Origin of the sequence: Paenibacillus glycanilyticus (assembly GCF_023715145.1) — a bacterium.
GTDB lineage: Bacteria > Bacillota > Bacilli > Paenibacillales > Paenibacillaceae > Pristimantibacillus > Pristimantibacillus glycanilyticus_A.
In genome coordinates this window covers 937704-952585 of record NZ_JAMBNP010000001.1, presented here as the reverse complement: position 1 = coordinate 952585, position 14882 = coordinate 937704, and the positions used below count along the sequence as shown (strand labels likewise).

The window sequence follows — 14882 nt, the reverse complement described above, 5'->3', positions numbered from 1 at the left end:
GTTTGAGGTTTGAGACCAGGACAATCCGGAAGTAGGTATTCTTCCGGATTGTCCTTTTTCAAAAAATAAGATAGTATAATTTTGGTTATATAGCGCTTACATAACATCTGCTAGATAGAGGAGAGTGTGCGATAATGGCATCTAACTATCATTTGAATGACGGTACTAACAATCCTCCGAGAATGGAGCTGCAGCAATCCTGGTGGGCGATGATTGGACTCGGCGAGAATGGCCGGGAGTGGACGATGGAGGAGAAGTTCGAGCGGATTGCCGCAGCCGGATTCACCGGTATCAGTGCTACGATGCCGGCCGAGCAGGACATCGAGGAATGGCATCGATTGCTGGATAAGCACCAGTTCACCTTTAGTACGGTTGCTTTTCCGTCGAGCAAGAGCGACATGCAGAGCATTCTGGAGGCAGTGAAGCAATTTGGCCGGGTGCAGTACATCAACTCGCAGGTCATGGATGCCTTTGTCGTTGGCGACGAGGCTGTTCAATTGCTGCAAGATATTCTCGAAGCCTCCTCGGAAGCGGGCATTCCGCATTTCATCGAGACCCACCGGGGCAGAATTACGCAGGATTTGCTGCGCACGACGGATTATGTACGCGCATTGCCGCAGTTAAAGCTCATTATCGATTTCTCGCATTACATCGTAGCCGGTGAATTAGACGGTACAAGCAGCCGCTCGGAGGCGGAGTTTGATGTTCTGCTTCAGCGGACGGCCGGTATTCATGGCCGGATCTCGAACGGGGAGCAGGTTCAGGTGGATATGGGAAAAAGCGGGGACCATCCGATGGCCCGGCATTTCAAACGCTGGTGGCGTAAAGGAATGCAGAACTGGTATGCGAATGCGGTTCCCGGAGATGTTCTTTCTTTTGTTCCGGAGCTTGGTCCTCCGGGCTATGCGATTACGCGCCTCGACGAGCACGGCCGTGAGCTGGAAACGACCGACCGCTGGCAGCAGGCACTGCTTCTGAAACAAATCGCCGAGGAGCTATGGCAAGAGGTTGTTGCCGAAGCGGAGAACAAGAGTACGGTTCGATAGAGACCGGTAGACTGTCTGCATGAGCAGACAGTCTTTTTTTATGCGGTTTTTTTACACGAATGATCAACAAAATGGTCTAATTTGCCAATTGCTAATCCAAATCGTCAATCGGAATTCAGTTTTCAAGAACTAATAACCGGATGCAATCTTATCCATTCGGGAAAGATAATCCCGATTATGGATGAAATGGGGCTGCAACCTTATGACAGACGGGTCCAAATGGCTGCGAAGCCATCTGATTCCTTTCAAGCAGAACAGATTGCTTCATACCGTCATTGGCGTGTTTGTTGCATTCTGGATCATCATGGCGATCCGGCCTTCCGACTGGAAAATATGGGCCGTCGAAAATGCATTGTTAATCGTTTTTATCGTTGTGCTGGTTGTCGTATACCGGAAATTTCCGCAAAGCAATTTATCGTATCTGTTTATCGCGTTCTTTTTGGCCATGCATGCTTTCGCAGCGCATTATACGTATCAGAATACGCCGGTGGACGAATGGCTGAAGCAAGCTTTTCACATCAAGAGAGGTTTCTACGACCGGATTGTTCATTTCGCCTTTGGTTTGCTGATCGCGTTTCCGGTCCGTGAGGCCGTCCAATATTTTCTCAAGCTGCGCACGAAATGGCCGCCCTATATCGTGACTTTCACCATAATAATGACGGCCAGCGCCTTGTACGAGCTCCTTGAAATGTGGTCGGCCTACCTGTTCAATCGGAAGATGGCAGCCCAGTATATTGGGCTTGAAGGAGATCCGTTTGATGCTCAGAAGGACATGACGATGTCGCTTGCAGGCGTCCTGTTTGCCGTCTTGTTGTTCCTCCTCCTGCATAAACGATTGAAAAAAACGGATTGAAAAGCCGATTTTGTTATGCTATGATGTGCAAAAGCAAAAGCGCAGAAGAGAAAAACATACAAGCTGCTTATGTCCAGAGAGCAAGGGGAACGCTGCAACCTTTGCCTTAAGCGATGTATGAGGTCATCTCGGAGCTGTTGACTGAAGGCTGAATGTCAGCTGCGTAGGCTCAACCGGATTGGCACACGTTAACGTGCAGCAGGTAAGGAGAAGCTTACCTCATGAGACCGGGATCGCAAGAGAACCGGTGAAACCAGGGTGGTACCGCGAAGATTAACCCCTTTCGTCCCTAGGCAGAACAGCTGTGCAGCTGATGCCTGAGGAAGAAAGGGGTTTTATTGTTGTCTATAGCTATAGCGAAGAAGAGAAATAGCGGCATGCGGCTTATGTCCAGAGAGCAGAGGGATTGGTGAAACCTTTGTCATAAGCGGTGTCCGCGGTCATCTCGGAGCTTGTTGACCGAAGGCTGTACATGCAGCTGCGTAGGCTCGACCGGACTTGCACACGATATCGTGCCGGAGGCAGGGAAATCCCTTGCCTCGTGAGACCGGATTCGCAAGAATACCGGTGAACCAGGGTGGTACCGCGAAGAATAAACCCCTTTCGTCCCTTTGGCTTTACAGCTTTGCTGTGATTAGCCGGGGATGAAAGGGGTTATTTTTAATTACGGGAGGCTGCCTGCTATGCAACAAACAACAACAACTTGGATGACTGGCTCGGAAGCATTGCTTCAAGGATTGCTTGATGAGGGAGTAGACACGGTGTTTGGATACCCTGGCGGAAGTGCGTTATATATTTACGATGCGATGACGAGGAATGTTAACTTCAAGCATATCCTGACCCGCCATGAGCAAGGCGCCGTTCATGCTGCCGACGGCTATGCCCGTTCCACTGGCAAGGTTGGCGTATGCATTGCGACTTCAGGACCGGGAGCGACCAATCTGATAACCGGCATCGCAACGGCCCATATGGACTCTATTCCGATGGTCATCCTTACAGCGAATGTGCCAACAACTATGATCGGAACGGATGCTTTCCAGGAGGCCGACATTATTACGATTACGATGCCAATTACGAAGCACAGCTATTCGGTCCGCAACGCGGCGGATATTCCGAGAATTTTGCATGAAGCCTTCTACCTCGCGAATACCGGACGCAAGGGTCCGGTGCTGATTGATATTCCGAAGGATATCTCGAACGCGAAGCTCTTATACGAGCCGTGCAAAGAAACGGTTCAACTGCGCGGCTATGAGCCTGATCCGAAATTGGATACTGCCCGTGTTGATGACTGGCTCTCTGCTATCGCTGAATCGGAAAGACCGGTTATTATTGCCGGCGGTGGTATTGTTCATTCGAATGCTTCCGAAGAGCTGCTCCGGTTTGTTGAGCGGACGCAAATCCCGGTAGTTACAACCTTGCATGGGTTAAGCGGATTTCCGAGCGGACATCCTTTCGCGCTTGGCATGGCGGGCCATCATGGCAATTATGCCGCGAATATGGCCATTCAGCAGGCAGATTTAATTATGTCGCTGGGCTCGCGGTTTGATGACCGGCTTACGATGAAGGTAGAAGGCTTTGCGCCTCGGGCAAGGCGGATTGTTCACATTGATATCGACCCGGCAGAAATAGATAAAATCATTAAAGCGGATATCAGCATTATCGGTGATTTGAAGGGCGTTCTTGCTTATGCTTCAGCGAAAGCCGTTCCTGCTGAGGCGGAGGGCTGGATGAAGCAGATCAGCCGGTATCAATCGCAGCATCCCTTGCGCTATAACGACTCGGAGACCGAACTGAAGCCGCAATACGTCCTTGAAATGATGTATCGGACTTCGCAGGGCAATGCCATTATTTCGACCGACGTAGGACAGCATCAGATGTGGACGGCGCAGTTCTACAAATTTAATCAACCGCGATCGCTGTTGTCCTCAGGGGGACTTGGTACGATGGGATTTGGTTTTCCGGCCGCAGTCGGAGCCCAGATCGGGAATCCTGACCGGCTTGTTATCTCGATTAACGGAGACGGCGGGATGCAGATGTGCGCCCAAGAGATGGCTATTTGCGCCGTGCATCAGATTCCGGTAAAAATAGTTGTACTGAACAATCGCGTGCTTGGCATGGTAAGGCAGCAGCAGGAGCTGATGTACGAGAACCGGTTAAGTCAGATCGACCTTGCGGGCAGCCCGGATTTTGTTCTGCTGGCGGAGGCATACGGAATTAAGGGACTATGGGCAAGCAGCAAGGAGGAAGCGGATGCTGCCTGGAAGGAAGCCTTGGAGACGCCGGGGCCGGTGCTTGTAGAGTTTGTCATTCCGATGGACGAGAACGTATATCCGATGGTCCTTGGCGGCACGGCTTTGGATGAGATGATCTTGGGGGATTTCGAATCCTAAAACTTTCTTCTGCTTGCGGCGTATATACATTATAACCAATCAGGCGGAATCGTTTCGGAAACCCCTTATTTAAGTCAGGTTAAGGCCTTTTTATCGGAAGCTTTGCTGAATAAGTAATCTCTTTCTCAGCCTGTTGACATTGATAACTGTATACATTATTATAACAGTAATAACTTAAGTTACAGTTACTTACTTTCGTAAAGGGCGGTGATGACCGTGAATATTGCAGTCAGTGATTGGGTGCAAGGACAAACAATCAGCGGCGAATTTATTTTCGGCTATGTCGAGCAATTTGACTTGGAGCAAGGTGTTGTAAAGGTTCATGTCGTGAAATCGGATAACGAGGATTCTGCCGGACGGATTGCACTTGCCAAGGCTCATCATTTGAGAAAACAGGCTGATTGGGTACCGGATGAGGAAGACATCCGCAGCTTGGTTGATCTCGCTTTAGCAGCGCAGGATCAAGCGTGGTTTCTGGAGCTTAGCGGACAGCTGAAGGACACGGCGCAGGGCGATTCGAAAAGCCGCAAGTGGATGTGGAACAATAACGGGTCACGTTTATCCCATATATTTGAGTAAAACAAAGGGTTCAAATAAGCCTCCGAGCTTATTTGAACCCTTTTTTCAATAATGCGCCCAGCGGATGGGTTTTGCCTGAATTCCCGTATGGCGGGTTAGGTAAATTAGAAGCAGCAAGTGCAGCTGTCTTCTTCGCAGTTGCAGGCGCTTTTCCGGTTGCTTTGCCTTTGCTTTTACTCCTGCTTTTGCTATTCCTGCTCGTGTTCTTACCGGCAATCTTGCCGTTGGCGCTCGCGCCATTACCGTTGCCATTAGCCTGGTTTTCGGTTTCTCTGCCCGTTTCCTCCAAGGCTTCCTCTGATGTGGTCGCGCCGTTGCCCGAACCAACCTGGATCGATTCCGGAGCGATTTGTTTAACAAATCCAAAATGAATAATGCCGTTATTGTTCACGACAACTACCTTGCCAATCCAGCAAAACATAGTAAGACTCGCATCCCCTCATAGCGGTGGCTTATCTCATATAGCTTATGGACAATATGTCGGACCCGAATGGGTGTTTTGATAGGGGATAGAGCCTTTTTACAGTTAGGTTAGGACTGCGGCGCAGGCGTAACCGCACGGTCCTTTGCTTCGTTTCACAGGCAATGGAAGGAGCAGGATGAGCTGGTGCTTACGCTGACGAAGCAGGCCAGACTAATTCCGCGGGCGAATGGAGCCGTTGGCGTTCAATATGGCCCGCTTATCCTTGCCATACCGGTCAAGGAACAGTGGCAGAAGCACCGCACCTATCTTATCATGACTGGGAGCTGTACCCGCAGTCCCCGTGGAATTACGGCATTGAGCTTAGCGAGAAGTCCCTTGATAATCTCAACATAATAATCGAGGATGAGCTCCGGAGACAGCCGTTTGCAGCAGAGCATCCTCCGCTGCGAATGAAGGTTCATGCACGAAGGCTTCCAGAGTGGACCATGGAGTTGAATTCTGCCGGTACGCCGCCGGTCAGTCCGGTTGTCAGCCGGGAGCCTTTGGAGGAGATTGAATTAGTTCCTTACGGCTGTGCGAGACTAAGAGTTGCAGAGCTTCCGGTTCTGGCGCGAGATTAAATAGCAGCTTGCAAGAACGGCCCAATGCCCCGCGGAAGGGGGATTGGGCCGCTCTTATAAACATCTGACTAGACCGCCGATTTCGCCAGATAGGCGGAGGGATCGCTGATTAAGTGCTCGAAGCTGATGTCGGCAAGGGAATGGCCATGCTTCGCAATATCGCCAAAATCCAAGTGCTTTGTCATTTTGTTCGGAAGCACGACGCAGTGCAGCCCGGCTGCAATCGCGGCCTTGGCGCCGTTGGGGGAATCCTCGATCGCAATGGCATCCTTCGCCGGAATGCCTAGTTCGGCAATGGTCTGAAGATAGAGAGAGGGATCGGGTTTAACATGGGTAACATGGTCGGAGGTGCGAATGCACTCGAAGTAGGAGGTTAATCCCAGCTCGTCGAGATGCCGCGTAACCCAATCCAGCTTGGAGCTCGACGCAAGACCAATCCGAAGGCCGGCTGCCTTGGCGGATTCCAGAAAGCTGATAACGCCGGGGCGAATGGTTTCATGCTTCATCAATTCGGCATACTTCTCGCGTACTCTCGCGCGTAAGTCCGCCCGGTCGATGGGTATGCCATGCTCCGTGATTAAATATTCATAAGGATTAAACAGGTGCAGGCTGGTTCCGATGCATAACGAATATTGCTCGAGCGTAAGCTCGACCTTATGCTCCGCATAGAGCTCGCGGAAGGCTTCGTACCAAGGAGTCTCGGTGTCCAGAATGGTCCCGTCGAAATCAAAAATAATGGCTTTTGCCAATTGCGTTCTCCTCCTTGCGCATTACTCGCTTCATTGTGCGATCGGACCGTAAAGCAAGAAGACCCCGTGTGCACAGGGTCCCGAGAAAGCAATAAGGATACTGCATTACTCAGCCATGCTCCGGTCTTTGTAATAAACATGGACCATAATATCCTGCTTGTAGTTGCCGAAATGCTGGCCAAATAGGCTGATCCCGCCGCAGTGGCGGGCGGTCTCGAGAGAGGCGAGCTTGAAGCGGAAGTCTTCGCCCAGCTTAAGGCCAACATCCTTAATGTTCACGTTGGACAGCTTGACGCCATCAAGATACGTGCCGGATTCCTGTACGGACAAGCTCTTCAGCAGACCGTTCTGCGTGCCAAGCTGCCACCAGGCAGGGGTTAACGCGCCGCGTTTGCTGCCGAAATCCCCGGGGCAGGTCCACATGCCAACCTCGATGTCGTTAATGAAAAAGCTGATGTCGGATGGCCAGTTCTCGTTATAGGAGGGGGCTTCCGAACAAAGCTCCAGCGAGATATCCAGCTGCTGCGCCGTTTGGGCGGCATGCAGGTAATTGGGGATCCTGTATTCAACGTAACCGCTGCCGAACCATAAATGCGCCGCGTTCATCCTCTCCGGACTCGAGAAGTACCTCGGATCATCCACGAGCCCCAATATCTTGCTCTCTGAAGCAAGACCGCAGGTTGGCTTGACGGCGTAATCGGAATATTGTCCGATCGGTATTTCTACGGTGTATTTCGTGGCGGCTTCCGCGGCCGGATCCGGTGAAACGGAACGGAGCTGCAGGGTAAGAGAGTCGATGGCCAGCGAGCACATCTTTGGGCTTCCTCTTGTTCCGGATAAGCTCTCCGTCTTGATAAGGCCGCCTTCCTCCATCTTCTGAATATGCTTCGTTACGATAGCCGATGACAAGCCAAGCGACTCCGCAAGCTCTTTGATGCTCATTGGACCGTCATCTAACAGCTCGATCATCCTGACCCGCGTCTCCGACGAAAAACATTCGAGCATCGTCATATATTTGGTGCTGACTTGTATATGCACGTCAGATTCCTCGCTTTCCTTCATCTTGGCTATTATATAACCTAATTGTTAATAAAACAACTTTTTAGTTGACGATAATCTGGTCAGGAGATAAAATAAGCGTCAGATTCATATTTTATTGTTAATATAACAACCTGTTGGTTAATTAATGGAGGCGTAACAGATGACAAGCAACTTGCCTAGAGCAGATTACCCGAGACCTCAATTCAACCGTAACGCATGGGAATGCCTGAACGGAGAATGGGAATTTGAATTTGACGACGCGCGAATTGGCAGCGAAGAAGGCTGGCATGCGGGCAACAAGAGCTTCTCGAAACGAATTCAAGTGCCGTTCAGCTTTGAAAGCGAATTAAGCGGCATTGGCGATCCGGCTTTCCATGATGTGATATGGTACCGCAGAAAGCTTGACATCCCGAAAGCCTTCCAAGGAAAACGAGTAGTGCTGCACTTTGGCGCTGTTGACTATGAAGCTTACGTGTGGCTGAACGGACAGCTGGTTGCTTCCCATGAGGGCGGCCATACGCCATTCCAGGCTGACATTACGGATGCCCTGCGCGCAGACGGCGACAACACGCTTGTTGTTAAAGCCGTGGATTACGGAACGGACGTATTCCTGCCGCGCGGCAAACAGTTCTGGGAAGAGAAATCCCGGGCAATCTGGTATACGCGCACAACGGGCATCTGGCAGTCTGTCTGGATGGAAGCCGTGTCGCCGGTTCATCTCCGCAAGGTCAAATACGTGCCGGATATTGATACAAACGAGATCCAGATTCGTTCGTTTGTATCCGGTCTGGCGCAAGGCGCGAAGAACGTAAGCCTGCAGGTAAAGATATCTTTTGCCGGAGAGGTTGTGTCAGAAGAAGCGTACCAGGTTCGTGCGGGCGAAGAGAGCCGTAAAATCAAGCTCAGCGGACTAAATGACCATGACATGGACCACTTCTGGCGTCCGGAGCGTCCTAATCTGTACGACGTGGAGTTTGTGGTGTCCGTTGACGGCGCTGAGGTTGACCGGGTAACGAGCTACTTCGGCATGCGCAAAATCTCGCTGGAGAACGGCAAGTTTAACCTGAACAACCGTCCATACTTCATGAAGCTCGTACTTGACCAAGGCTATTTCCCGGACGGCAACCTGACGCCTCCTTCGGACGAAGCAATCAAGCAGGATGTCGTGCTGATGAAGGAGATGGGCTTTAACGGCGCTCGCAAGCATCAGAAGGTTGAAGATCCGCGCTTCCTGTACTGGTGCGACCAGCTTGGCCTTATCGTATGGGGCGAGATGGCCAACGCTTATGACTACTCCGAAGAGTATTCGCGCCGCATTACGAAGGAATGGCAGGAAGCCATCGATCGCGATTACAACCATCCGTGTATTGCCGTATGGGTACCGCTGAACGAAAGCTGGGGCGTGCCAAACATCCAGATCGATGCTCGTCAGCAGCAGCATGCGCTGGCTATGTACCATCTGACGAAGTCGCTGGATACAACCCGCCTGGTTATTTCCAACGACGGCTGGGAAATGGTCGCAACCGATCTGTATAACATCCATGATTACGAGTGGAGACGCGAGGTGCTTGAGGATCGTTACGGCAGCGTGGAAAAAGCCGTTTCCGCAATGCCGGCTAACCGCCGCCTCAGCGTAGCGGGCTTTAAATACGACGGACAGCCGATCCTCATTACGGAGTTTGGCGGCATTGCTTACAAGAAGAGCGACTGGGAAGGCTGGGGTTACTCCGGCGCGTCCAACGACGAAGACTTTGTTGAACGTCTGCGCAACGTGATTCAGCCGCTTATCTACTCCGGCGTGGTCCAAGGCTACTGCTATACGCAGCTGACGGATGTCGAGCAGGAGATCAACGGACTTCTGACTTACGACCGCAAGCCAAAGGTGCCTCTTGAGCTGATCAAGGCCATCAACGAAGGCAAATAATCTTACCTGACTGACAAATCCCGGACAGCATGAGAACGAACTCTGAGCTGTCCGGGATTTATTGTGTTTGCGCCGGACATTTTTAAAGCATCTAAAAATATGTCCATTCCTTCTAAAAAAGTGACATGGGCGCGCTATCCCCCGCCAGATAGAATGAGTATCAGAAAGAACGACACACACACACATTCTAGGGGGAAGCGAAAGATGAAAAAATCGATGAAGCTCTTGGGTACATCGTTAATCGCACTTAGCCTTGTTGCGGCAGCGGGCTGCGGAAGCAACAGCAATAACGGCGGCAATGACGCCGGCCAGACAAACAGCGGCACAAACGCAGCTGCGGGCAACAGCGGAGATACGAAAGCGGAGAAAGCCGACATCCTTTTCTGGACACCGTTCTCCGGCGCTGACGGCGAATTCATGAAGAAGATCGTGGAGAAATACAACTCTTCCCAAGATACGTACAAGGTGAAGCTCGTTATTCAGCCAAACGGCGAATACTACAAGCTGCTTGACGTGGCGCTGAGCGCGGGCAAAGACCGTCCGGACCTGGCGATCATGCACGTGGATCAAATCCCGACTTATGTAAACAAGGACCAGCTACAACCGATGGACGATCTGGCTTCGGCGGCAGCGATCAATAAAACCGATTATGTTGAAGCACCGGTGAACTACGAAACAATCGACGGCAAATGGTACGGCATTCCGCTCGACATTCACCCGCTGGTCATGTACTACAACAAGGAATTGTTCGAGAAAGCCGGCATCACGGCTCCGCCAACTAACCGCGCCGAGTTCGATACGGCGGTTGAGAAGCTGACTGACAAATCGAAGGGCACATACGGCTACGTCGTCCCTACGCTCTGGCCGCAGCAATTTATTTTCCCAACGCTCGTATGGCAAAACGGCGGCGACCTGTGGAACGGGACGGACGTAGCGTACAACTCGCCTGAAGCGGTTGAGATGGTGCAATGGATGCGCGGCCTCGTAGACAAAGGCGTCTCCCCGGGCAACGTGCAGCAAGACGGCGAGAACACCTTGTTCCTGCAAGGCAAAAACGCGATCCAATTTAACGGTCCTTGGATGAAAGGCCAATTCGATGAAGCGGGAATCAACTACGGCGTAGCACCGGTTCCGCAAATCGGCAAAGCGAAACAAGCCGTATATGCGGGCTCCCATAACTTCGTGCTTCCTAAAGGCGTAACAGATGCAAACGTGGTTAAAGGCATCGGCGACTTCCTGAAATACGTATCGACCAACTCGATGGATTGGGCGGCTTCCGGTCAGGCGCTGGCTTCCAAGCCAATGCTGGAAAGCGCGGAATTCAAGGCTCTCGACATGCAAAGCAATGTGGCGAAATCGTTCGATTATGTACAATTCGCGCCAAACGTTCTGAACTGGGGTACGATCATCGATCCGGTATGGGGCGAGCTGAGCAACGCGATTCTTGGCAAAAAGGACGCTCAAAAAGCGATGGATGATGCGGTAGCGAAGTCCAGACAAGCAATGAAAAAATAATCCGCGGGACGAAGAAGCGCACAGCCGGCTTCTTCGTCCGTCTGTTTTATCCTATCACCAGAAATGGAGGAGCTGCGAATGGTTAAGAGCTCTCTGCAATCCCGCTTAACGTCAACCTTGTTTGTACTGCCGTATTTGCTCAGCTTTTGCGCTTTTCTGCTGATTCCGATTTTGTACGGCGTCTATATTTCATTCCATGATTTCGAGCTTCTGTCGGATTCGCATAAATTCGTAGGCTTTGATAATTACGTCAAAATTTTCACGCCCGGCACTTATTTGTTTGATCAGTTCACGACAGGTCTATGGAATACGTTGCAGTTCGTGCTGTATTCGGTACCGCTCCTCGTTATTCTTGGCCTTGCGCTTGCCCTGCTGCTGAATCAGCTGCCGAAGCGCATTCGCGGTCTGTTCCGTACTTTCTACTTCATGCCCTACGCGATTTCCGGTTCCGTCATGGCCGTCATCTGGCTGATGATGTTTGATACGAACGCGGGCTTCATTAACGGCTTTCTGGCTAAGCTGCACATTAATCCTGTAGCCTGGCTGACGGATCTGCCATGGGTATGGGTATCGCTCGTGCTTACCACGCTGTGGTGGACGATTGGTTTTAACATGATTATTTTCACCAACGCGCTGAATGAAGTGCCCGAGGATTATTACGAGGCGGCTTCGATTGACGGCGCGAACGCGTGGAGAAAGTTCGTCAGCATTACGCTTCCGTCGATTCGCCCGGTTATGCTGTTTATCATTATTACTTCAACGATTGCTTCGTTCAACGTATATGCGCAGCCGTTCCTGCTCACGCGAGGAGGTCCTGGCGACAGCACCAAGGTGCTGCTCATGAACGTGCTGGATGAGGCGTTTAAAGGCAAGCAGGTTGGTTCGGCTTCGGCAATGGCGATTATGATGGCCGTTATTATCATTATCATCTCGGCTGTTCAATACAAGATCGCTTACGGAAGGAAGGAGTAGGAAGCATGAAAAAAACATTACTGGTTCTTGTTGCTATCATCATTGCGGTTGTTTTCCTGCTTCCTCTGATCTGGATGCTGTCCACTTCCTTTAAAAATGATTTCGAAGCACTCGCCGGACAGTTGAGCTTGATTCCGAAGAAGCCAACGTTCGATAACTATTTGGACGGGTTAAAAGGCAATTTGATGAATGTTCCGATCACGCGCTGGATTGCGAACTCTTTATTCGTAGGTACCGCGGGTACGGCCATCGTCCTGTTATTCTCCTCTATGGCGGCCTATGCGCTCGCCCGGTTACAGGATCTGCCTTTCAAGAAGCTGATGTTCCCGATGTTTATCGGTTCGATGATGATTCCCGGCGTGTTGACCTTCCTGCCGATGTATTTGGAATTTAATACGCTTGGCTGGATTAATACGTACGCTGCTCTTATTTTCCCTTACTCTTCGGGCGCATTTGGCGTATTTCTGCTGTTTCAGTTTTTCACCGCGTTCCCTAAGGAAATTGAAGAAGCTGCCCGGATTGACGGAGCGAACAAATGGCAGATTTACTCGCGTATTTTGCTGCCGGCTTCGGTATCCATTATGGTGACGCTTGCGATCTTTACCTTTATGGGAATTTACAATGATTTCGTATGGCCGCTCTATTCCACAACTTCGCCGGAGATGCGCACCATCACGGCCGGCATTGCCATGATGGCGCAAGGCAGCTATACGCAGGCGTACGGCAAGCTGATGTCGATGACCGTGATCGCGACGCTGCCCGTATTTATCATCTTTATTATTGGCCAGCGTTCCTTCGTTAAAGCCATTACGCAGGCCGGCGTGAAATAAGCTGCATGTTCGGTTGAAAGAATTGTCACACAAGCCAGGTGACAATTCTTTGTCTATGCTTACGAAGTAAGAATTGCATTCGCAATTCTTCAGTCTACGCTTACGAAGCAAGAATTGCATTCGCAATTCTTAAGCTTATGCTTACGAAGTAAGAATTGCATTCGCAATTCTTTGTAGGAGGTAATCGGAAGTTGAACCCAAAACGATGGGCTACCCTGACGGCAGCAGTGCTGCTGGTTGCGGCGGCTGGTATAGGAGTGTGGGCAATGAAAGATAACGCAAATGAAGCTAGTGAGATTGCAGCTGATTATAACGGACACGGCGGCACGTTCAAGAATACGCTTGCGGAGATTGATACGCCTGACCCGGCTGTTGTGTATAAGGACGGCTTCTATTATATGACGTTTACGCATAACGGCGCGGATGTCATGGTGATGAAATCCCGAACCATCGACTTCAAGCAGGCAGAACGGAAGGTTGTCTGGTACCCGGATATGGGCACCAATTATTCGGCTGAGCTGTGGGCGCCGGAAATCCAGTTCCTGCAGGGGAAATGGTACATCTATTTCGCCGCAGACGACGGACAGAACGAAAACCACCGGATGTTTGTGCTTGAAGCTGACACCGATGATCCGATGGGCAGCTATACGTTCAAAGGGCAAGTCACCGACGACAGCAACAAATGGGCCATTGACGGACTTGCAATGGAGCTCGATAAAAAGCTCTATTTTGTCTGGTCCGGCTGGGAAGGCGACATCAACCTGCAGCAAAACACGTACATTGCGCCAATGAGCGATCCGCTTACGATCAGCGGTCCACGCGTGCTGCTGTCCGAACCGGATCTGGAATGGGAGAAAGCCGGCGGCCCGCCCTATATTAATGAAGGACACTCGATTCTCCATCATAACGGCCAGGTTCATATCGTCTATTCGGGCGCCGGCAGCTGGACGCCGTTCTATGCGCTTGGCATGCTGTCGCTGAAGCAGGGAGCAGATCCGCTTGTTTCCGCGAACTGGACGAAAGCGCAGGAGCCGATTCTAAAGATGGACGAAGAGGCAGGCGTTTACGGACCGGGCCATAATTCCTTTGTTACCTCGCCTGACGGCTCGGAGCAATGGATCGTCTACCATGGAACAACGTCACCGACGGATGGCTGGGGCAACCGCAAAGCACGCGCGCAAAAGCTCGCATGGGATGAGGCGGGGGTCCTGCAGATCGGCAAGCCATTAAGTCTGGATACCGCTATCGAGGTTCCTGCAGGGATGGGTGTATTCAAGGCAAGGGAAGCGTCAGCGGACGTAAGCTTTGATCTTATTCCTTCCAATGTTCATACAACGGCTCCTTTGTTGATTCATTACCAGAACGATACCGGGGAGAAGCTTCAAGCCAAGGTTAGCGTCAGCGGAGAACAAGCGATAACAGTTGAGCTTCCGCAGGCGGAAGGAACCGGCTACGCGTATGCCGATATTGAACTTGCGGCAGGCATGAATGAGATTCATATCGCGATAGAGGACGGTAAGGGTGCAATTGAGGCCATTGAGCTCCCAAGGTATGAAGCGGAGTATGCTGCAGCCGGAGCGCAAGGAGAAACAGAAGAGAATATGTTCGCATCGGGCGGCGGCAAGGTAGTTATAACGCCGGGCGAAGGCGAAGCTGTACGCTTTGCTAACATCCAAGTGCCGGCAAGCGGCAAATACGAGATTCGGTTGGCGGCCGCAAATTCCTCGGGCAGCGATGGGGAGCTGCAAATCCGCGCGGAAGGCAGCAAGGGAAAAGGAGATAGGGTTATTTTTCCATCAGGAAAACGCAACAATTACCAGACACAATCCGTCACCTTGCAATTGAAGGCGGGCAAGAACGCCATTATACTTGAGAATGCAACGGCAGAAATTCATGTCGATTATATGGACATCTCGAGAAGTTCCGCGCAATAGAATGA

The 14882-nt window shown here is 51.2% G+C and carries 13 protein-coding genes; 10 read left to right on the top strand and 3 right to left on the bottom strand.

What is annotated here, in order from left to right; translation table 11 throughout:
• Positions 1–134 precede the first annotated feature (134 nt).
• From M3194_RS04445 to M3194_RS04430, 4 genes are all read left to right on the top strand, one after another.
• Positions 135–1046 (top strand): sugar phosphate isomerase/epimerase family protein, encoded by a 912-nt coding sequence (locus tag M3194_RS04445; RefSeq protein ID WP_251651850.1) that lies wholly within the window; start codon positions 135–137, stop codon positions 1044–1046.
• A gap of 202 nt (positions 1047–1248) precedes the next feature.
• Entirely contained in the window at positions 1249–1899 is a 651-nt protein-coding gene (locus M3194_RS04440) for a DUF2238 domain-containing protein (protein WP_251651848.1), read from the top strand.
• A gap of 683 nt (positions 1900–2582) precedes the next feature.
• On the top strand, positions 2583–4289 hold the full coding sequence (ilvB, locus tag M3194_RS04435; RefSeq protein ID WP_251651846.1) for a biosynthetic-type acetolactate synthase large subunit: 1707 nt from the start codon (positions 2583–2585) through the stop codon (positions 4287–4289).
• Positions 4290–4505: 216 nt separating this feature from the next.
• Positions 4506–4868, top strand: coding sequence for a hypothetical protein (locus M3194_RS04430; RefSeq protein WP_251651844.1), 363 nt, complete (start codon positions 4506–4508; stop codon positions 4866–4868).
• 28 nt (positions 4869–4896) lie between these two features.
• Here M3194_RS04430 and M3194_RS04425 read toward each other — a convergent pair whose 3' ends face one another.
• A complete protein-coding gene (locus M3194_RS04425) occupies positions 4897–5289 on the bottom strand; it encodes a hypothetical protein (RefSeq protein ID WP_251651842.1) in 393 nt (130 codons plus the stop codon).
• A 287-nt stretch (positions 5290–5576) separates the two neighbouring features.
• Between M3194_RS04425 and M3194_RS04420 the strand changes: the two genes are divergently transcribed.
• Positions 5577–5912 (top strand): hypothetical protein, encoded by a 336-nt coding sequence (locus M3194_RS04420; protein WP_251651840.1) that lies wholly within the window; start codon positions 5577–5579, stop codon positions 5910–5912.
• 68 nt (positions 5913–5980) lie between these two features.
• Here the strand turns inward: M3194_RS04420 and M3194_RS04415 are convergent, their stop codons facing one another.
• Both M3194_RS04415 and M3194_RS04410 read right to left on the bottom strand, forming a co-directional pair.
• Complete coding sequence (locus tag M3194_RS04415) at positions 5981–6661, bottom strand: HAD family hydrolase (protein WP_251651838.1); 681 nt, start codon at positions 6659–6661, stop codon at positions 5981–5983.
• A gap of 105 nt (positions 6662–6766) precedes the next feature.
• Positions 6767–7699, bottom strand: a complete 933-nt coding sequence (locus M3194_RS04410) for an ArsR/SmtB family transcription factor (protein ID WP_251651836.1) — start codon at positions 7697–7699, stop codon at positions 6767–6769.
• 163 nt (positions 7700–7862) lie between these two features.
• On the opposite strand from M3194_RS04410, the gene M3194_RS04405 reads away from it, so the two are divergent.
• The 5 genes from M3194_RS04405 (at position 7863) to M3194_RS04385 (ending at position 14877) form a co-directional block, all read left to right on the top strand.
• On the top strand, positions 7863–9626 hold the full coding sequence (locus tag M3194_RS04405) for a glycoside hydrolase family 2 protein (protein ID WP_251651834.1): 1764 nt from the start codon (positions 7863–7865) through the stop codon (positions 9624–9626).
• A gap of 204 nt (positions 9627–9830) precedes the next feature.
• Entirely contained in the window at positions 9831–11141 is a 1311-nt protein-coding gene (locus M3194_RS04400; protein ID WP_251651832.1) for an ABC transporter substrate-binding protein, read from the top strand.
• Positions 11142–11219: 78 nt separating this feature from the next.
• Positions 11220–12113 (top strand): carbohydrate ABC transporter permease, encoded by an 894-nt coding sequence (locus M3194_RS04395; protein WP_251651830.1) that lies wholly within the window; start codon positions 11220–11222, stop codon positions 12111–12113.
• A gap of 5 nt (positions 12114–12118) precedes the next feature.
• Positions 12119–12943 (top strand): carbohydrate ABC transporter permease, encoded by an 825-nt coding sequence (locus M3194_RS04390; protein ID WP_251651828.1) that lies wholly within the window; start codon positions 12119–12121, stop codon positions 12941–12943.
• Positions 12944–13134: 191 nt separating this feature from the next.
• Positions 13135–14877, top strand: a complete 1743-nt coding sequence (locus tag M3194_RS04385) for a family 43 glycosylhydrolase (RefSeq protein WP_251651826.1) — start codon at positions 13135–13137, stop codon at positions 14875–14877.
• Positions 14878–14882 lie beyond the last annotated feature (5 nt).

Bases quoted from the DNA above. Each gene is read 5' to 3' on its own strand.
- M3194_RS04445 (WP_251651850.1), top strand. From the start codon at position 135: ATGGCATCTAACTATCATTTGAATGACGGTACTAACAATCCTCCGAGA.
- M3194_RS04440 (WP_251651848.1), top strand. From the start codon at position 1,249: ATGACAGACGGGTCCAAATGGCTGCGAAGCCATCTGATTCCTTTCAAG.
- ilvB (WP_251651846.1), top strand. From the start codon at position 2,583: ATGCAACAAACAACAACAACTTGGATGACTGGCTCGGAAGCATTGCTT.
- M3194_RS04425 (WP_251651842.1), bottom strand. From the start codon at position 5,289: ATGTTTTGCTGGATTGGCAAGGTAGTTGTCGTGAACAATAACGGCATT.
- M3194_RS04405 (WP_251651834.1), top strand. From the start codon at position 7,863: ATGACAAGCAACTTGCCTAGAGCAGATTACCCGAGACCTCAATTCAAC.
- M3194_RS04400 (WP_251651832.1), top strand. From the start codon at position 9,831: ATGAAAAAATCGATGAAGCTCTTGGGTACATCGTTAATCGCACTTAGC.
- M3194_RS04395 (WP_251651830.1), top strand. From the start codon at position 11,220: ATGGTTAAGAGCTCTCTGCAATCCCGCTTAACGTCAACCTTGTTTGTA.
- M3194_RS04390 (WP_251651828.1), top strand. From the start codon at position 12,119: ATGAAAAAAACATTACTGGTTCTTGTTGCTATCATCATTGCGGTTGTT.